17 protein-coding genes and 1 tRNA gene are annotated in these 17749 nt (G+C 67.9%); 6 read left to right on the top strand and 12 right to left on the bottom strand.

From position 1 onward, the window contains the following. Positions 1 to 51: 51 nt before the first annotated feature. Positions 52 to 1464 carry a WS/DGAT/MGAT family O-acyltransferase gene (locus C6Y44_RS14815; RefSeq protein WP_225623572.1) on the bottom strand — a complete coding sequence of 471 codons (1413 nt, stop codon included), beginning with the start codon at positions 1462 to 1464 and terminating at the stop codon, positions 52 to 54. 179 nt (positions 1465 to 1643) lie between these two features. Between C6Y44_RS14815 and C6Y44_RS28415 the strand changes: the two genes are divergently transcribed. Then, the gene (locus C6Y44_RS28415; protein WP_301951969.1) at positions 1644 to 1760 is read left to right on the top strand and encodes an alkyl sulfatase C-terminal domain-containing protein; all 117 of its coding nucleotides are present in this window, start codon (positions 1644 to 1646) and stop codon (positions 1758 to 1760) included. A gap of 7 nt (positions 1761 to 1767) precedes the next feature. Here C6Y44_RS28415 and C6Y44_RS14810 read toward each other — a convergent pair whose 3' ends face one another. From C6Y44_RS14810 to C6Y44_RS14800, 3 genes are all read right to left on the bottom strand, one after another. After that, a complete protein-coding gene (locus C6Y44_RS14810; RefSeq protein ID WP_159418099.1) occupies positions 1768 to 2751 on the bottom strand; it encodes a TIGR00341 family protein in 984 nt (327 codons plus the stop codon). Between the two features lie 74 nt (positions 2752 to 2825). Continuing rightward, positions 2826 to 4619 carry an ABC transporter ATP-binding protein/permease gene (locus tag C6Y44_RS14805; protein ID WP_159419200.1) on the bottom strand — a complete coding sequence of 598 codons (1794 nt, stop codon included), beginning with the start codon at positions 4617 to 4619 and terminating at the stop codon, positions 2826 to 2828. Between the two features lie 138 nt (positions 4620 to 4757). Further along, positions 4758 to 5300, bottom strand: coding sequence for a potassium channel family protein (locus C6Y44_RS14800; RefSeq protein ID WP_192378480.1), 543 nt, complete (start codon positions 5298 to 5300; stop codon positions 4758 to 4760). A gap of 133 nt (positions 5301 to 5433) precedes the next feature. On the opposite strand from C6Y44_RS14800, the gene ppsA reads away from it, so the two are divergent. After that, positions 5434 to 7719 (top strand): phosphoenolpyruvate synthase, encoded by a 2286-nt coding sequence (gene ppsA, locus C6Y44_RS14795; RefSeq protein ID WP_159418101.1) that lies wholly within the window; start codon positions 5434 to 5436, stop codon positions 7717 to 7719. A gap of 34 nt (positions 7720 to 7753) precedes the next feature. On the opposite strand, the gene C6Y44_RS14790 is transcribed toward ppsA, so the two are convergent. After that, positions 7754 to 8626: a universal stress protein gene (locus C6Y44_RS14790; protein ID WP_174247028.1), complete on the bottom strand. Its 873-nt coding sequence runs from the start codon at positions 8624 to 8626 to the stop codon at positions 7754 to 7756. A 238-nt stretch (positions 8627 to 8864) separates the two neighbouring features. Here C6Y44_RS14790 and C6Y44_RS14785 point away from each other — a divergent pair, with 238 nt between their 5' ends. Beyond that, complete coding sequence (locus C6Y44_RS14785; RefSeq protein WP_088898391.1) at positions 8865 to 9404, top strand: flavodoxin domain-containing protein; 540 nt, start codon at positions 8865 to 8867, stop codon at positions 9402 to 9404. Between the two features lie 199 nt (positions 9405 to 9603). Here the strand turns inward: C6Y44_RS14785 and C6Y44_RS14780 are convergent, their stop codons facing one another. Next, positions 9604 to 10176 carry a hypothetical protein gene (locus C6Y44_RS14780; protein WP_159418102.1) on the bottom strand — a complete coding sequence of 191 codons (573 nt, stop codon included), beginning with the start codon at positions 10174 to 10176 and terminating at the stop codon, positions 9604 to 9606. A gap of 185 nt (positions 10177 to 10361) precedes the next feature. Here C6Y44_RS14780 and C6Y44_RS14775 point away from each other — a divergent pair, with 185 nt between their 5' ends. Next, positions 10362 to 11249: a hypothetical protein gene (locus C6Y44_RS14775; RefSeq protein WP_159418103.1), complete on the top strand. Its 888-nt coding sequence runs from the start codon at positions 10362 to 10364 to the stop codon at positions 11247 to 11249. A 12-nt stretch (positions 11250 to 11261) separates the two neighbouring features. Here C6Y44_RS14775 and lexA read toward each other — a convergent pair whose 3' ends face one another. The 3 genes from lexA to C6Y44_RS14760 form a co-directional block, all read right to left on the bottom strand. Further along, the gene (lexA, locus tag C6Y44_RS14770) at positions 11262 to 11924 is read right to left on the bottom strand and encodes a transcriptional repressor LexA (RefSeq protein ID WP_159418104.1); all 663 of its coding nucleotides are present in this window, start codon (positions 11922 to 11924) and stop codon (positions 11262 to 11264) included. Between the two features lie 14 nt (positions 11925 to 11938). After that, entirely contained in the window at positions 11939 to 12472 is a 534-nt protein-coding gene (locus C6Y44_RS14765; protein WP_159418105.1) for a hypothetical protein, read from the bottom strand. Between the two features lie 79 nt (positions 12473 to 12551). Continuing rightward, positions 12552 to 12628, bottom strand: a tRNA-Leu gene (locus tag C6Y44_RS14760). A 107-nt stretch (positions 12629 to 12735) separates the two neighbouring features. On the opposite strand from C6Y44_RS14760, the gene C6Y44_RS14755 reads away from it, so the two are divergent. Then, on the top strand, positions 12736 to 13350 hold the full coding sequence (locus tag C6Y44_RS14755) for an ANTAR domain-containing response regulator (protein ID WP_006554018.1): 615 nt from the start codon (positions 12736 to 12738) through the stop codon (positions 13348 to 13350). A gap of 186 nt (positions 13351 to 13536) precedes the next feature. After that, positions 13537 to 14868, top strand: coding sequence for an ABC transporter substrate-binding protein (locus C6Y44_RS14750; protein ID WP_120283069.1), 1332 nt, complete (start codon positions 13537 to 13539; stop codon positions 14866 to 14868). Between the two features lie 40 nt (positions 14869 to 14908). Here C6Y44_RS14750 and C6Y44_RS14745 read toward each other — a convergent pair whose 3' ends face one another. Genes C6Y44_RS14745 through C6Y44_RS14735 form a run of 3 tightly spaced genes read right to left on the bottom strand, consistent with a single transcriptional unit; the run spans position 14909 to position 17746 of the window. Continuing rightward, on the bottom strand, positions 14909 to 15733 hold the full coding sequence (locus tag C6Y44_RS14745; RefSeq protein WP_159418106.1) for an ABC transporter ATP-binding protein: 825 nt from the start codon (positions 15731 to 15733) through the stop codon (positions 14909 to 14911). Next, entirely contained in the window at positions 15730 to 16764 is a 1035-nt protein-coding gene (locus C6Y44_RS14740; protein WP_159418107.1) for an ABC transporter ATP-binding protein, read from the bottom strand. The genes C6Y44_RS14745 and C6Y44_RS14740 overlap by 4 nt, the downstream gene beginning before the upstream one ends. Continuing rightward, entirely contained in the window at positions 16757 to 17746 is a 990-nt protein-coding gene (locus C6Y44_RS14735) for a branched-chain amino acid ABC transporter permease (RefSeq protein ID WP_159418108.1), read from the bottom strand. The genes C6Y44_RS14740 and C6Y44_RS14735 overlap by 8 nt, the downstream gene beginning before the upstream one ends. Positions 17747 to 17749 lie beyond the last annotated feature (3 nt).

Raw genomic sequence — 17749 nt, 5'->3', positions numbered from 1 at the left:
GCACTGCGACTATCCCATGCGTCAGGCCGCACGGACGGCTACCCGGTGGCGTCAGCCCGCGCGCACGGCTTCCTGCCGGTCGACGGGAGCGAGGTCGAAGGCGTCCTCGAGTGCTTCGAGGGCCGCGTCGAAGTGGTCGAGCAGCGGCTGGAGTTGCGGCAGGCTGCGACTGCATGAAGTGAGACCGAAAGCGATGGCGTCGTCGGTGCTCGTGCACGTGATGTTCAGTGCCTGACCATCGACCGGCACGGACAGCGGATACACCGCATCCACACGAGCGCCGTTCCAGTACAACGGATCCGGCGATCCCGGCACGTTCGAGACGATGACGTTGAAGGGCGGTCGCGGGAGCGCACGATTGCGGGTGAGGATCCCTACCGCCAGCGGCGCGACGCCGAGTGCGCTGGCCGCCAGCCGGGACAGGGAGGACATCCCCTGCATGGAGCTCTTGCCCTCCGTCGTCGACGCAGACACCCTGGACAGCCGGTCGGCCGGATCGGCGATATCCGTACCCAGATCCGCCATCAGAACACCGAGTTCGTTTCCGGCACAGTCCTTGTCGGGTAGAAGGCACACCGGGACCATGGCCACGAGCGACCTGTCGGGCAACGCCTCCTGCTCGATCAGGAAGGCGCGCAGTGCTCCTGACGACATGGCCAGCACGACATCGTTGACGGTGGTGTCGGCCGCCCTGGCCACCGCGCGCAGGCGGGCCAGCGGCCACGAGCGCGCGGCGAACCGGCGCGTACCCGAGATGGGCACGTTGATCACGGTGTTCGGTGCGGCGAGCGACAACGATCCGCCTCCACCGCGCAGTGCCCTGTTCACGGTGCCCGCCAGCGCGGGCACGAAGCCGGTGACCTCGGCCGTCGCGGTCCGCACCGCCTGCATCGCGGCCTCGGGAAGATCGAGCGCGGTCCCGGGCGAATGAGGACGGCTCGGCGTGTCGAAGGGCGCCCACGGCGCCGGCATGTCGGTCCGCTCGGAGTCCGGGCTCAGGGCGCGACGCAGCAATTTCATCGCCCCCACGCCGTCGGCGAGAGCGTGATGGATCTTCGTGTAGACGGCGAGACGGCCGTCCGCGAGACCCTCGATGACGTGTATCTGCCACAACGGCCGGCTCCGGTCGAGCAGCGTGCTGTGCAGCCGGGAGACGAGATCCCACAGTTCGTCGAGCCCGCCGGGCTGCGGCAATGCGTTGCGTCGCACGTGGTAGCTCAGGTCGAAGTTCGCATCCTCCTCCCAGGCCCACTGACCGAAGCTGCCCAGGGAACGGGCCGCACGCTTGCGCCACAGCGGGGCGACCTCGCCGTCCGCCGCGGCGGCAGTGAACAGTGCTCCCAGATCCGCGGCGGTCGTGCCTTCGCGAGGCCGGAGAAGGATCAGTCCGCCCACATGCATCGGATGATCACGGGACTCCCCGAGGAGAAACATCGAATCGGTGGGCGACATGGGTGGACGCATCGGCACATTTCCTCCGCCCGGATCGCCGGGCAGTTCGTGGCGAGGCCCCCTGCTGCCCCGCCGACATGTGCGTCAAACCATGACCCCCGTCACAGGTTTATGACGCGACACAACTAATACGCGATGCCGGGCCGTATCGCCAAGTCCGGACGTCCGATTTCCGGCCGAAACGAGAATTGTTGTCCGATTTGCGAACTCCGAGGGGGCTCGATGTCGACGGGACGGCCGGCGTGCTCGCCACACTGGTGAGTGTGCTGGACGAACCCGATCCGGACTTCGCGATCGCCACCCCCTGACCTTCCCTCACTCCGAGTCGACCCGTTCGATGTTCGCGCCCACGGTATGGACGACCTGCAGGGTGGGATCCCAGGGCAGGACCGCATCGACCGCGGCGTCGAGCTCGTCCAGGGGTGGTAGCTCGGCCGGACCGAGCACGGACACGACCACCGTGGTGCCGTGCCAGTCCACCCCGGTGACCTCCGCGCCGGGTGTCCCGTCGAGCCACTGCGTGGCCTGCGCGGAGATCTGCCGTGCCCACAACGACGCCATCGAGTTGACGACCATCGGCACCGCGACGACGACCAGCGCCACCGCCAGCACGGCATAGGCCCGTCGCCACCGGGTTCGGACCGTCTCCGCCGCCTCCCGGGAGTAACCTGCGGCGACGAGAACCACTGTGGCCGTGATGATCAGCGCGACCACGTTGGATGCGAACAGCACGAAGGCGCCGAGCGCGAGGGTCGGTGCGCCGGAGCCGAGGCAGACACCGACCACCGCGAGCGGAGGCACCAGCGAGATCGCGATGGCGACCCCGGGCAGGACGTCTCCGACATCGCGGCGTGTCACCGCGATCGCCCCGACCAGTCCGGTCGCGATGGCCGCCGTCAGATCCATCAACGTCGGCGACGTGCGACCGAGGACCTGCGAGTTCGACAGGACATTGCCCGGATTCGCGAGCACCTGGGCGAAGACGACCCCGAGGACGACCACCAGGACGATGCCGCCGAGGATCCGGGCGACGCTGCGCGCGATCAACACACCGCGTCCGACCGCGATTCCCAGACCGACGCCCAGGATCGGAGTGGACAACGGCGCGACGATCATCGCCCCGATCACGGTGGCCGTCGAATCACTGACCACCCCCGCCACGGCGATGACCGCCGAGAGCGTGAGCATCGTCCAGAACGCCGACCGCTTCGCCTGCCGGTCACCGACCGACAGATCCAGACGCTCGTCGAGTTCCGTCAGGCTGCGTCGCTGGGAATCGGGCACAAGAGTGTCGAACATTCAAGCACCTCCCGGAAGAGTCGTCGGGTCCGGCCGGACCCGACACCGCGGTACCGGCGGGTGGTGGGCGGGGATCATCGCGACTTCTGCAGGTCGGAGACCACCCAGCGTCCTTCGCCGCGGAGTTCCAGGACGCGGTCGTGAAAGGCGTCGAGAGTGCTCCGATGCCCGACGCTCACGATCACGGCGTCCGGCAGCGCTTCCCGCATCGTCCGGTACAGCGCGTGTTCGAGACCTTCGTCGACCGCGGCGGTGGCCTCGTCCAGGAACACGATCGCCGGGGACGACAACAGGATGCGCGCGAACCCGAGCCGTTGCTGTTCGCCCGGGGAGAGGGTGCGCGCCCAGTCGGTCTCCACGTCGAGCCGTTCGGCGAGATGCCCGAGCGCAACCGTCTCGAGCGCCGTGCGGATCGCCGCGTCGTCGTGGTCCGCCGCGCGGGGATAGGTGACGGCATCGCGCAGGGTGCCCAGCGGGAGGTAAGGGTGCTGGGACAGGAACAATCCGTCACCGGCCGGCCGGTCGACCTCACCGCGCGCATACGGCCACAGTCCCGCGATCGTGCGGAGCAGGGTGGTCTTCCCGCTGCCCGACACTCCGCGCACCAGAAGCGCCTCGCCCGCATCGACACCCAGCGACAGGTCGGTGACGAGCGGGTCACCCGCTGGGGTCTCCACCGACAGATCCGCCAGTTCCAGCCGATCCTCCTGCACCCGGACCGAGACCGAGGGCAGTTCGGCGGCCTGATGCGTGGTGTCGAGCAATCCGTTCAAGCGGATCGTGGTCGCGCGGAACGCCGCGAACTCGTCGTACGACTCGCGGAAGAACGACAGCGAGTCGTGCACCTGCCCGAACGCGTTGCTCGTCTGCATCACGTCGCCGAGGGTCACCTGGCCGGCGAACAGACGGGGCCCCTGCACGAGGAACGGGAAGATCACCGCGGTCTGGTTGACCGCCAGGTTGAAACCGTTGAACTTCAGCGTCCGGAACACGATGTGCCACCAGTTGCGGATCACCGCGGCGAACCGCGCGAGCAGCCCACCCCGCTCGACGCCCTCACCCCGGTAGAACGCGATCGATTCGCCGTACTCGCGCACCCGCACGAGCGCGTACCGGTAGGTCGCGCCGAGCTTCTCGTTCAGGAAGTTGAGCATGATCAGGGGACGGCCGATCCAGAAGGCGACCGCCGTGGTGACGAGCACGTAGACGATCACGAGAAAGACCATCGCGCGGGGGATCTCGGTGCCGAAGATCGTGATCGGTCCCGACAGATCCCACAGGATTCCCGTGAAACTGACGATCGACAGCACCGCCGTCACCGCCCCCATCGACAGCACCCGTGTGGTAGTGACGAAACTCGTGATGTCCACCTGGATGCGCTGATCCGGATTGTCGACCGGCGACGAGACGAACCGATCCTTGTAGAAGGACCCCGACTCGAGCCAGTCGTCCACGAGGCGTTCGTTCAGATGTGTCCGCCACCGGATGTCGAGGGTCTGCGCGAGCAGGTAGTCGACGAGCGCACGCACCACATGGACCGTCGCCAGGATCGCGAAGACCCGCATGAACCGCCAGAAGGCCGACTCGTCCAGATTCTGGATCGCCGTATAGAAGTCGTTGTACCAGTAGGAGAACAGCACGCTCATCCGCACGGCGAACACCGTCAGCAGCAACACGATCGCGGCGAGGGCGAGGCCGCCGGCGCCGTTGCGCGGGTCGAAGAAGGACGCGGCGATGCGCCACCACTGGCGACCCCAACGCGTGAACCGCACGAGCGCGGCGATCACGGCGACGAAGACCAGGGCAGTGATCGCAAACGCTTTCGCCGTCCACACGATGCTGTCGACGACGACGGTTCCCCAATCCAACATGTCGGCCTCCGACAGGCGTCAGTGGAGTCGCATCCCTACAGTCGCATCCCTACAGTCGCATCCCTACAAGGATCACCCCGCAGCCTGCAGTGGGAATGCGAAGTCGTGGAATCCGGTGGACCGAACCCGGATCTTTCACGCCTCGTCGTCACCGCGGCTGCGCCGACGCCACTGCACCGCGGCCGCGAGCAACCGGACCCCGACCGCGAAGAAGATCAGGTTCGCAACCATCTGCACCGACACCACGGCGCGCGCAGGCTCGGACTCGGCGGAAATGTCCCCGAAGCCCACCGTGGCGAAAACCGTCAGACAGAAATAGATCGCATCGATCCGGGACAGCGATTCGGAGAAGTCGTCCGGGGCGACGACGGACATCCGCAGATAGACGGTCGCGAACAGCACGAGATGCAGGGACACGACGCTGATGAGCGCCTCGATCGCCTGCACCGCCGGATACTCCGCGGCGAGAATTCTGTGGACCTGCCACCCTCCGACGAGCAGGACCACTACGCCACCCCCGACGAGGAACAACACGTCGGACACGCCGGTGACCTGATCCAGGGGAACGACGAAATACACGCTGACCAGGACGAGCGCGGTGAGTGCGGGTCGCGCGACCGCAGACACGATCAACCGTCTCCGCTCCCGCGGATCGGGTGTGCGCGGAGGATCGGCCACGGTCGTCCCCGTCCCGGAATGATGACTTTTGCCCCTAGGGTATCGATCGGGCCGGGGGTGACGATGGGAAGATCGAGTATCCGCCCCCCTGCCCGAAAGGTCGACGCGGGGCGGGGAGTGTGGGGAGTCGTCGATGACCGAACACGAACTGTGGGTACGACCGATCGCGGAGGTCGGCGCCGCCGACGCGCCGACGGTCGGTGGCAAGTCCGCCAATCTGGGTGAACTCACCTGCGCAGGCTTTCCGGTACCGCCGGCGTTCGCCGTCACCACCGATGCGTATCTCGACGCGATGGACGCAGCCGGTGTCCGATCCCGGCTGGCAGCCGAGGCGGCACCTGCCGCCGACATCGACGACGCCACCCTGATACGCACCTCCGCCGAGCTCGCCGCCCTGGTGACGGATTCGACCGTGCCGGCCGGGATGCGCGCGGCGATCGTCTCCGCCTACGAGAGCCTCGGTCCCGATGTGCCGGTCGCGGTGCGGTCGTCCGCTCCCGCGGAGGACGCCGCGGATACCTCGTTCGCGGGTATCCACGAGTCGTACACGAACATCATCGGCGCCGACGCGGTGATCCGCGCGGTGCAGGCGTGCTGGGCCTCGTTGTGGTCCGAACGCGCCCGCACCTACCGAGGGCTGCGCGGGGTGACCGACGAACCGTCCATCGCGGTGGTGGTCCAGGTGATGGTGAAGTCCGAGTCGTCGGGCGTGGCGTTCACGGCCGACCCGCGCACGGGCGAACTCGATCGGATCGTCGTCGAAGCAGCGCTCGGTCTCGGTGAGGTCGTCGTCGGCGGGCAGGTCGAACCCGACACGTACGTCGTGGCGAAGGACGGCTTCGAGGTGCTCGACGTGCACCTCGGTCATCAGGAATTCCGCATCACCTCCACCGACAGCGGGGACAGCCGTGTCGCCCTCGACCCCGAGCGCCGCACCCGGGTCCTCGACGACGAGCAACTCCTGCGCGTCGCACGGCTGGCCGCCGGAGTCGAAGAACACTACGGGCATCCCCAGGACCTCGAGTTCGCGTTCGCCGACGACGAGTTGTGGATCGTGCAGACCCGCCCCATCACCACACTCGACCAACCGGCGGCTCCCGCCCCGTCCGGCAACGGCGAGGCACGACCGTTGCTGACCGGTCTCGGCGCGGGCCCCGGGACGGTGACCGGCCGCGTGCGGGTGCTGCACGAACTCGTCGACGGGAAGCGCCTGAGCGACGGCGAGATCATCGTGGCACCGATGACCCGGCCGGACTGGCTGCCGATCCTGCGCCGCGCCGGCGGCATCGTCACCGACGGCGGTGGCATCACCTGCCACGCGGCCATCGTCGGACGGGAACTCGGCAAGCCCGTCGTGGTCGGTGCACGTACCGCCACCACCGATCTGCACGACGGGCAGCTGATCACCGTGGACGGCAACGTCGGTGTGGTGTTCGACGGGGCGGTCCACACCGCCGAGCGGCCCGCGGCGACGACCTCCGCGCCGGCGACATCGACTCTCTCCGCCGAGACTGTCACGGCCACAGCGGTCTACGTCAATCTCGCCACCCCCGACGCCGCGGAGGCGGTCGCCGCGACCGATGTCGACGGCGTCGGTCTGCTGCGCGCCGAGTTCATGATCACCGAAGCGCTCGCGGGGGAACATCCCTCGCACATGATCGCGCAGGGCCGTCGCAACGAATATGTGGAGAAGATGGCGGGTGGCCTCGCGCGGATCGCGGCGGCGTTCGCACCGCGTCCGGTCGTGTACCGCGCGATCGACCTGCGCAGCAACGAGTTCGCCGACCTCGAGGGCGGTGAGGTCGAACCCCACGAAGAGAACCCGATGATCGGCTACCGCGGATGCTTCCGGTACATTCGGGATCCGGAACTGTTCTCCCTGGATCTCGATGTGCTGCACCGGGTTCGGAGCGCGCACCCGAACGTGCACCTGATGATCCCGTTCGTGCGCACCCGCTGGGAACTGCGGGACTGCCTCGCCCAACTCGACCGGCATCCGCTCGGCTCCGACCAGCGCTTGCAGCGCTGGATCATGGCCGAAGTCCCGTCGGTCGTCTACTGGTTGCCGGAATACGCGAAGCTCGGCATCCACGGTGTGTCCATCGGAACCAATGACCTCACGCAGTTGATGCTCGGGGTGGACCGGGACTCGGAGGTGTGCAAGGACCTGTTCGACACCCTCGACCCCGCGGTGCTCGACGCGATCGATCACATCATCGAGCGGGCCTCGGCCGCGGGACTGACGACGTCGCTGTGCGGTCAGGCCGTGTCGACGAGCACCGAACTCGCGGAACATCTCGTCCGGCGCGGTATCACCTCCGTGTCGGTCGCGCCCGACGCCGCGGCGCAGACGAGACGGACGGTGGCGCGAGCGGAACAACGCATCCTGCTCGACCGCGCCCGGAGCGACGGGACGTGACCGGCGGGGATCACCGCCGACTGTAGGTCGCGCACTACGGGACGACCATCACGGGGCAGGTCACCGTGTGCAGCAGCGCCCATGTGGTGGATCCCAGCATCAGGCTCGGAAACCCGCCTCGACCGCGACGGCCGAGAACGAGCAACTGCGCATCGGCAGCGTGCGACGCAAGATAGTGGGAGGGCTGGTCCAGCACCACCACCGGGTACACCCGCACATCCGGGAACGCCTCGCCGTGCCCGGCGAGACTCTCCGACAACAACGCCCGCTCCTTGTTCTCCACGCTGTCCCAGTCGATCCGGAATCGGAACGGGCCGCGCACATCGAGGTCCGACCACGCGTGGACGGCCACCACGTCGGTGCCGCGCAGCGAAGCCTCCTCGAACGCCGCGGACACCGCGCGCACACTGTGCTCCGAACCGTCGACGCCGACGACCACAGGACCGGAGATGTCGTTGACGTCGACGTGCGGCAGTTTGCGGACCACCACGGCAGGGGCGTGCGTGTGCGTCACCACCGCTCGGCTGACCGAACCGAATCGCTCCCAGCCGAACCGGTTGTCTCCGGCTCCGACCACCACCATCGACGCCGACTTCGACCGGTCCACCAGTTCGAGCGACGGGGAACCGGTGCACAGGTGGGTCTCGATGTCCAGCTCACCCTCGGGCGCCGCGCGGCGCGCGTATTCGGCGGCGTCGAGGAGCATGTCGCGTCCCTCGGACTCCTCCTGCTCGAAGAATCCTGCGGGCATGCCGATCGGGACACCGAAGGTGTTGCGGACCGACACTATGGTGACCAACGACAACGGGAGCCGGCGACGTTCCGCTTCGCGAGCTGCCCAGCCCACGGCCTGCAGGGACGCTCTCGATCCGTCCACTCCGGCGACGATGGGGTGGTGTGCTGTCATCACGATCACCTCGCTGCCTGTCCGAGCTGCGGGCACGGCCGTTTCGGGACACTGCTGTTTCCGGGATCCTGCCGTTCCGGGACCCTGCCAGTACACGCTCGGACCGGTCGGTCGCACAAGAGTCGACGGTCCCGACCTGCCCGCAGGAAGTGACCGAAGACTCTCGTGTGCCGCGCACGCCGCTCCTCACACTGGAGACTGCACCCGGCGCCGTCACCCACTGCCGAAAGGCTCCGCCATGTCCGTCCTGATCGGCTACGCGACCGCCCGAGGGTCGACGCGGGGAATCGCCGAACGCATCGCTGCGGGACTGGAAAGCCGCGGTGCCGTGGAACTCCGCGCGCTCGGCGATATCGCGTCGGTGCGAACGTACGAGGCGCTGGTCGTCGGAAGCGCGATCCACAACGGCCAGTGGCTCCCCGAGGCTTCCGATGCGATCCATCGGCTATGCGCCGAGCCGGTAGGACGACCGGTGTGGGCGTTCTCCGTCTCGTCGGTCGGAGCGACCAGCACGATCCTCTCGCCCCGGGTGGCCGCATATCTGCGGCGGGTCACCCCGGAACCTCGGGCGGTGCAGAACCTCCGTTCGGTCGCCGACGTGCGTGATCACCGTTTCTTCGCCGGTGTCATCGCTTCGGGCGACTGGGCCGGAATCGGGCGGATCGTCTTCCGGCTGATGGGCGGACACTACGGCGATGCCCGGGACTGGGTCGACGTCGACGCGTGGACGGAACGGATCCGGGAAGGTCTCGTCGAAACACCGCGTGATCAGGGTTGATCGCGTGCGTCCGAGTCCGGAGGGTCCCCTCGGGATCGGTGATGAAACCGGCGGCGCGTTGGACGACGAAGAACCACCCCAGGACGAATGCGCCAATCGCGGCGGTTCGATCAGTTTTTTCGGCGTCGATCGAGCACTGCCGGGTGTCGATCGAGTACTGCCGGGTGTCGATCGAGTACTCCCTCGGCCGATCGAGCGATCATCGGAGGCCGAAGGACGGTCTCTCCTCGTGCCGTCGCGCGACGATGTCGTCGAACGCGTCGATCAGCCCCTCGGGATACCAGCGGGGATTCGTGTCGGCGGTGGTGGCGACTAGCAGCAACTGGTGCTCGCGTGCGTCCGCGGCGACCCGGGCGAGCCGGGTGCGCCCCTCGTCGTCGAGCGCTGCGACGGTCGCGGCGAGATCGGCGACGAGCAGCACGCGCGGGGGTCCGACGACCGGGGAGTCGAGTTCGGCGACCACGCCGGTGATCTGTTCGGCGGTGGTGGCCCAACAGCACGGCCCCGTGGGGAGCGAGGCGGATCCGCCGAGCCAGCGATGCCGACGATGCGGATCGACGACCACCAGGTCGTGGGTGCCGCCGGTCAGGGTCGTCATCGCGATCAGGTCGAGCGACACGCTGGGCGACGAGCGGCGCTCGTCGCGTCGGATCAACAGGTGTCGGCCGGCGGACAGATCCCACGAGACGGGCGTGCCGTCGTTGTCGCGCCCGAACGGGATCGTCGTCCGGCACGCGACGGCCCGGCCGCTCGGTCCGCGAGCGGGACGCACCGGGACGGAAGATCGGCACGGTCGACGAGTGGGCGGAGTGGCGGGCATCGACATGGTGGATCCGTTTCGTGTCGCTGGGTCCGGAGCGATCCCCGGACGGCCGAACTGTAGTGGCGAGCACCGACAGGAACGGTCGGGTGCAGGTCGCGGCCGTTACGCGCGTCCGGTTCGGGGTAACCGTCCGCATGCGCCCGATTGCGACAGCCCTCGCCGTAGCCACCTTCACCGCCCTCGGCGGTCACATCGCCTCCGCAGCACCCGCGCCGATCGTGGACGACACCGGCGCGATCGCTGCTCCGAGCAGTACCCAGATCTCGTTCGCGCACACCCCGACCGGTGTGCGCGCCGGCACCGCGAACGAACACGAGTCCCGTGCCGGTGTGTCGATCGTCAAGATGTATCTGGCCGAGTACGTCCTCACCTACGGCGACCCCGCGGACCACGCCGACGCGACCGAGATGATCCGGTCGTCGAACGACGCGATCGCCGACCGCCTGCACGCGAAATACCCGCAGGCGATCTCGTCGACCGCGGCGGAGTTCGGGCTCACCGACACCTACGTGCCCGGCTACTGGGGTGTCGGCACCACGTCGACGCACGACATGGTCACCTATCTCGAGACGAAGAAGCGCACCGATCCCGGTTCGCCGGTGCTCGCTGCGATGGCCAGGGCCTACGACACCGCAGCCGACGGATATCCGCAGAACTACGGGACGGCGCTGATCGCCGGTGTCATCGGGACGAAGTGGGGATGGAGCGACGACCGCTCGTTCCACGCCTCCGCCTCGTTCGGTCCCGATTTCTCCGTCGCGGCGTCGACCTACGGATCGGCAGGGCAGCTCTCCGAACACGTCCTCGGCGCGTTCACCGAAGGGATGCCGCCCGGACCGGAGACCGGTCCTTTTCGACCCGGACCGGAGACCGGTCCTCTTCGACCCGGACCGGAGACCGGCCCGCTCCTGCAGGACTGCCCGCCGCTGGGCCGGCTCGCCGGCGATCCGCTCCTCGGGCCGCCCGCGCAGGATCTCCTCGACGGACTACCGCCGGTCGTCACCGATCCGATCTGCCGCTGATCTCGGCAGGGATCAGATGCGGCGCATGACGGACACGACGGTGCCCAGCACCACCGCCTCGTCGCCGTCGAGGACGGGATAGGCGGAATTCCGGGGTTCGAGGTAGACGTGGCCGCCTCGGCGCCGGTACACCTTGACCGTCGCCTCGCCGTCGATCATCGCCGCGACGATCTGACCGGAGTGGGCCTCGTGCTGCCGCCGCACCACCACGGTGTCGCCGTCGCAGATCGCCGCGTCGACCATCGAGTCGCCGCGCACGCGCAGCGCGAAAACGGTGCCGGAGCCGACCAGATCGCGGGGGAGGGTGAGCAGGTCGTCGGTGTGCTCCTCGGCGAGAATCGGTGCGCCCGCGGCGATGTCGCCCACGATCGGCACCGTCACGGTGTCGTCGGACGCCCGTTCACCGCCGGACGAGCCGAGGAAGGGGCGCACATCGAGCTGGCGCGCCACAGCGGCGCCGCGGCGGAGGAAACCCTTGTCCTCGAGGCTCTTCAGATGCTTCGAGACCGTCGACGTCGACCGCAGACCCACCGACTCGGCGATCTGCCGAGTGCTCGGGGACGATCCCTGCGCAACGATCCAATCGCGGATCGCGGCCAGGATCTGCTGCTGGCGCAGCGGCAGGGACGCGGGATCGAGGCCCCCGAACATGTCGAACTCGTCGTAACCGGTCACCCGGAGAATCGTAGCTACGCGGTCTCCGCAAGGTCCGGGGGAGTACCTGCGGAGGAGCTCTGCCCGTTCTGCAGCTGTTCCATGGCCCGCCGCTCCCGCAATGCCCGGATGAGCTGCCGCTCCTGCAACTCCGCCGGATCGGCGGCCAGGCCGGGAATCGAGAATCCGACCAGCGCACCTGCCACCAGCGCGAGAGCCACCCGCGCCGAGTCGCCCTCCCGGATGTCCAGGACGAGTTCGAGGAAGACGAGCGCTCCGACGGCGACGAGCACCACTGCGATCAGGGCCAGGATCCGGCGGATCCGGGGCTTCGGGCGTGGTCCCGGAGGTAACGGCATCGACTGGGCCGCGAGCTGCCACAGCCGGGCATCGACGCTCTCCCGCAGGGGACGCTTCCGGAACTCGTCGCCGAGTCCGTTGTAGATGGCCAGATCGGCTGCGATCCGGGTCCGGAGGTTTCGGCGGGACAGCTCGCGCGACAGGCGAACGACTGCCCACGACACCACACCGGTGACGAGTGCAACGACGACAGGAACCCAGATGCTCACGCCGGAACATTACGACAGCGGAGCGGGAATCGGCGGGATGCGGAACGCGTGCTCCGACCGTGTGGCGCGGGCCGAAAAGTGGTGCCCCCGGTGAGACTCGAACTCACACTGGACGGGTTTTGAATCCGTTTCCTCTGCCAATTGGGATACGGGGGCGTTGCGGACACCACTGTAGAGGATCGGGCGAAGCGGGCGCGCACCGGTACCCTTCTTACGTTCCACCCTGCACCGGGGACCGCCAGTACCGAGGGGAAGGCCCGACCATGACCTCCGCGCCGCACGACAGCACACCAACTCCTCGTCGGGTCGTCGTAGCGGAAGACGAGGCCCTGATCAGGCTCGATCTCGTCGAAATGCTGCGCGAGGAGGGCTACGAGGTGGTCGGTGAGGCCGGCGACGGACAGCGTGCCGTCGAACTCGCCGAGGAACTCCGGCCCGACCTGGTGATCATGGACGTCAAGATGCCGCGCCGCGACGGCATCGACGCCGCCTCCGAGATCGCGCAACGACGCATCGCCCCTGTGGTTATTCTCACAGCCTTCAGTCAGCGCGAACTCGTCGAACGCGCCCGCGACGCAGGCGCCATGGCATATCTCGTCAAGCCGTTCTCCAAGAGCGACCTCGTGCCCGCTATCGAGGTGGCCGTCAGCCGCTTCTCCGAGCTGCGCGAACTCGAGCGCGAGGTGCAAGGGCTCAACGAGCGATTCGAGACCCGCAAGCTCGTCGACCGGGCCAAGGGGCTGCTCATGGAGAAGCATGCGATGACCGAACCGGAGGCGTTCCGCTGGATCCAGCGCGCCGCGATGGACCGCCGCACCACCATGAAGCAGGTCGCGGTGGTCGTCCTCGAGACCCTCGGAAGCGACACCGCCGGCTAGCCGCGCGAACCGGTTTCGGGTGCTCACGGCGCCCCGACGCGTTACCGCCACATCAAATCTCCGCCCCGCAGATAACGGTCGTATCACAAGGATTTCGGCCCGGTTCGCGGGGTGCTTCCGACCGCTATGTTTCGACCACATCCGGAATCCGCCGGATGCGGTGTCAGGCGTTCGAAGGAGAGTTGAATGGCAAGACGGACTCTGGTCCGCGCCGTAGCGGTACTCGGTGCTGCGACGCTCGCCCTCGCCGGGTGTGGTTCGGACGGCGACGATTCGGCATCCGGTACGTCGGCCGGCGACGAGGGGTCGGCGGCCGCGACGACCGTCGAGACCGACTGCGAACCGCAGCAGGCCACAGCAGGGGCGACTCCCGCCACGGGACCGCTGAAGATCGGCACCATCCTTCCCGAGACCGGCAGCCTCGCCTTCCTCGGACCGCCCGAGGTCGCTGCCGTCCGGCTCGCCGTCGACGAGATCAACGCCGCGGGCGGTGTTCTCGACCAGCCGGTCGAACTGTTCCCGGGCGATTCCGGGGACACGACGACCGACACCGCGAACACCACCGTGGACCGACATCTCGCCAACGGCACCCAGGTGATCGTCGGTGCCGCCTCGTCCTCGGTCTCGCTCAAGGTGATCGACAAGATCGTCAGTGCCGGCGTGGTGCAGTTCTCGCCGGCGAACACCTCCGATCAGTTCGTCTGCTACGCCGACCGCGGGTTGTACTTCCGCACCGCCCCGACCGACGTGCTCCAGGCGCAGGCGCTCGCGCAGCTGATCGCCGAGGACGGGGCGCAGCGTGTGTCGATCCTGGCGCTGAACGACCCGTACGGCACCGGTCTCGCGGAGAACACCGTGACCAACCTCGTCGACGCCGGTATCCCGGAGGATCAGATCCAGAAGATCATCTACGACCCCAACGCGCAGTCGTTCAACGCGGAGGTCGACCAGGTGGCCAACTTCGCACCGGACGCGGTGGCGCTCATCGGCTTCGAGGAGTCGGCGAAGATCATCACCCGCATGCACGAGGTGGGCATCGGCCCGTCCGACGGCATGGCGGTCTTCGGTGTCGACGGCAACATGGGGAACGCGCTGGGCGAGAACGTCGCCGAAGGACTGCTCGACGGCATGGCCGGGACCACGCCGCTGACCGACACCGGTGAGGAGTTCCAGCAGCGACTGCTCGGTGTCGATCCGGGTCTGATCGACTTCAACTACGCCGGTGAGTCCTACGACGCCGTGATCGTCTCGGCGCTGGCCGCCGAACAGGCGGGGTCGACGGCAGGTGTGGACATCGCTGCGAACATCAACTCGGTGACCCGTGACGGGGAGAAGTGCACCAGCTACCAGCAGTGCCTCGACCTTCTCGGTGCGGGTGAGGACATCGACTACGACGGTGCCACCGGCGAACTCACCTTCGTGGACGCGGGCGAACCCGGCGTGGGCTCGTACGGCCGGCTCGTGTTCGGCCCCGACAACACCCTGACCACCGAGGACTACATCGTGGTGGGGGAGTGACCTGCAGGTCGTGAGCGAAGGGGTGATCGCCGGTGGGCGGTCACCCCTTCCGCTTCTCCCGGCTGCCCGCGAGCGTACCGAGATACAGTTCCACGACCTTCGGGTCGTGCATGAGAGTGCTGCCGGTGTCGGTGTACGCGTTGCGGCCCTGGTCGAGGACGTATCCGCGATCGCAGATCTGCAGGCAGCGACGCGCGTTCTGCTCGACCATGATGATCGACACCCCCGCCGCGTTGATCTTCTTGCAGCGGATGAAGACCTCGTCCTGGAACATCGGCGACAGTCCCGCCGACGGCTCGTCGAGGAGCAGTACCGACGGTTCCATCATCAGCGCGCGGCCCATCGCGACCATCTGCCGCTCGCCACCGGAGAGCGCTCCCGCCTTGACCTTCCGACGCTCGGCCAGCAGCGGGAACAACGACGCCACCCGCTCGAACTGCTTCTCGAAGTCCTTCGGACGCAGATAGATCCCCATCTCGAGGTTCTCCTCGATGGTCAGTGAGGGGAACACGTTCTGCGTCTGTGGCACGTAGCCGATGCCCTTGCGCACCAGGATGTGTGCGGGTGCCGAGGTGATCTCGTCTCCGCCGAGTGTGACGGTGCCGCTGCGGATGGGGATGAGACCGAACAACGCCTTGAGCAGGGTCGACTTGCCGGCTCCGTTCGGGCCGATGATGCCCACGATCTCACCGTCGCGCAGGTAGAAATTGCAGCCGCGCAGGATGTCGACCCCGGGGAAGTAACCGGCCACGAGATCGTCGGCGCGCAGGAGGGCGCCGGTCGCGAGGCGGGCATGTTCCTCCGGGGTAGCGGCACGTTCCGCCGGCGTCGTCCCGGTGGGCACAGGAGTGATGTTGTCGCTCAAGGCTTCTCCAGTGTCGTGGCCGTCGCGTCCGTCGACGTCGCATCGGGATCGGACAGGTCGCCTCCGGCCTCGAGGGTCTGCGCTTCCGCGTCCGCGAGGGCGTCGGCGAGTTCGGCGGTCGCACCCACGGGATTGCCCTCGTCGTCGAACTCGAGTGCCTGGTCGTGGTGACTGCCGAGATAGGCGTCGACCACGGCGGGATCGGACGACAGCGCGTCCGGCGGTGCTTCCGCGATCACCGAACCCTGTGCCATCACCACCACCCAGTCGGAGATGTCGCGGATGACGTCCATGTCGTGCTCGACGAACACCACCGTCGTCCCGTCGTCGCGCAGGGTCTTGATGTGTCCCAGCAGATTCTGGGTGAGCGCCGGATTGACACCGGCCATCGGCTCGTCGAGCATGACGACGGTCGGTTCGGTCATCAGGGCACGGGCCATCTCGAGCAGTTTGCGTTGACCGCCGGACAGTGAACCGGCGAAGTCGTCGGACTTCGCGGCCAGACCGAAGCGGTCGAGCAGTTCGTATGCGCGCTCGGTGATCTCGCGTTCCTGCCGGCGCCATGTCCACGGCAGAAGTGCACCGACCATGCGCTCGCCCGTCTGGTGCCGGGCGCCGAGACGGACGTTGTCGAGGACCGTCATCTTCGACAGCGCCTTGGTGAGCTGGAAGGTGCGCACGATCCCGCGCCGCGCCACCTGATGGGGATGGAGCCGGCCGAGCGGGACGCCGTCCATCGCCCAGGTGCCGGTGTCGGGCCGGTCGAAGCCCGTGAGGAGATTGAACAGGGTGGTCTTGCCGGCGCCGTTCGGGCCGATCAGGCCGGTGATGCACGAGCGCTGGATCTCGAGGTGGGCCACGTCCACGGCCTTGAGGCCTCCGAACGTGCGGCACAGATCGTCGACGACGAGGATCGGGTCGGGTTTGGCGGCGCCGGGAGTGCGGTCGACGCCGGCGAACAGTGCGGCGCGTTCGTCCGCGCCGAGGACCGTGCGCGGCGGTGTCGGGTCGGGTCGGATCGTGTCAGGCATCGAGTTGCACCTTCCGCTTGCTTCCCAGGATGCCTTGTGGCCGGAAGACCATCATCACCGCGATGAGGATGCCGAGCAGCACGTACCGCATCGCGCCGACCTGCTGTTCGGTGAGGGGGAGCAGCGGGTCGGGTCCGGCGATCGCCTGGCGGAGGAAGGCGTCCGGGAGGGTGAGCAGGAACCAGAACACCATGGCGCCGAGCACCGGTCCGAAGACCGTTCCCGCACCCCCGAGGATCAGTGCGCCGAACGCGAAGAAGGTCTGCGCGGTCGAGTAGAAGTCGGGGTTGATCGACTTGGTCTGCAGGGCGTTGAAGATGCCGCCGAGACCGCCGATCATGCCGCCGAGCACCAGGGCCTGCATCTTGTAGGCGAAGACGTTCTTGCCGAGCGCGCGGGCGGCGTCCTCGTCCTCGCGCACCGCCTCGAGGACCCGCCCCCACGGGCTGTGGGAGAGGAGGTAGATCAGTCCGCACAGCAACAGCACGAGCGTCCAGCCGACGACCATCGCCCACAGGTCGTCGCCGTAGAACCGCATGCCGAGCAGGTTGTACTGGCGACTCGAATCGAACGGGCTCAGCGAGGTGAACGGGTCGGCGAATCCCCACAGGCCGCGGGTGGATCCGGTCACCGAGTCGGACGCGGTCGAGCGGAACACCAGCCGCAGGATCTCCGCCGCGGCGATCGTCGCGATGGCGAGATAGTCGGCCCGCAACCGCAGGGTGGGGATGCCGAGGACGAGCGCGAGCAGACCTGCCAGTGCGAGGCCGACGAGGATGCCCACCCACAACGGCTGGTCGTAGGTGACGGTCATGATGCCCACGCCGTAACCGCCCAGCAGCGCGAACCCGATCTGGCCGAAGTTCAGCAGACCGGCGTAGCCGTAGTGCAGGTTCAGGCCGATCGCGAGCAGCGCGTAGAAGATCGCCGACGGGCCTATGAGCTGGGCGAAGGAAACCTGGAGTACCGCAACGATATCCATGGG

The organism is Rhodococcus rhodochrous (assembly GCF_014854695.1).
In the GTDB taxonomy this organism is placed as follows: Bacteria; Actinomycetota; Actinomycetes; order Mycobacteriales; family Mycobacteriaceae; genus Rhodococcus.
This window is presented reverse-complemented; position numbering and strand designations above follow the sequence as displayed.

What these genes read in the sequence shown, in the direction of transcription:
- C6Y44_RS14750 (WP_120283069.1), top strand. Translation starts at nt 13,537, where the DNA reads ATGGCAAGACGGACTCTGGTCCGCGCCGTAGCGGTACTCGGTGCTGCG.
- C6Y44_RS14810 (WP_159418099.1), bottom strand. Translation starts at nt 2,751, where the DNA reads ATGTTCGACACTCTTGTGCCCGATTCCCAGCGACGCAGCCTGACGGAA.
- C6Y44_RS14735 (WP_159418108.1), bottom strand. Translation starts at nt 17,746, where the DNA reads ATGGATATCGTTGCGGTACTCCAGGTTTCCTTCGCCCAGCTCATAGGC.
- ppsA (WP_159418101.1), top strand. Translation starts at nt 5,434, where the DNA reads ATGACCGAACACGAACTGTGGGTACGACCGATCGCGGAGGTCGGCGCC.
- C6Y44_RS14790 (WP_174247028.1), bottom strand. Translation starts at nt 8,626, where the DNA reads ATGACAGCACACCACCCCATCGTCGCCGGAGTGGACGGATCGAGAGCG.
- C6Y44_RS14755 (WP_006554018.1), top strand. Translation starts at nt 12,736, where the DNA reads ATGACCTCCGCGCCGCACGACAGCACACCAACTCCTCGTCGGGTCGTC.
- C6Y44_RS14775 (WP_159418103.1), top strand. Translation starts at nt 10,362, where the DNA reads ATGCGCCCGATTGCGACAGCCCTCGCCGTAGCCACCTTCACCGCCCTC.
- C6Y44_RS14740 (WP_159418107.1), bottom strand. Translation starts at nt 16,764, where the DNA reads ATGCCTGACACGATCCGACCCGACCCGACACCGCCGCGCACGGTCCTC.
- C6Y44_RS14815 (WP_225623572.1), bottom strand. Translation starts at nt 1,464, where the DNA reads ATGCGTCCACCCATGTCGCCCACCGATTCGATGTTTCTCCTCGGGGAG.
- C6Y44_RS14785 (WP_088898391.1), top strand. Translation starts at nt 8,865, where the DNA reads ATGTCCGTCCTGATCGGCTACGCGACCGCCCGAGGGTCGACGCGGGGA.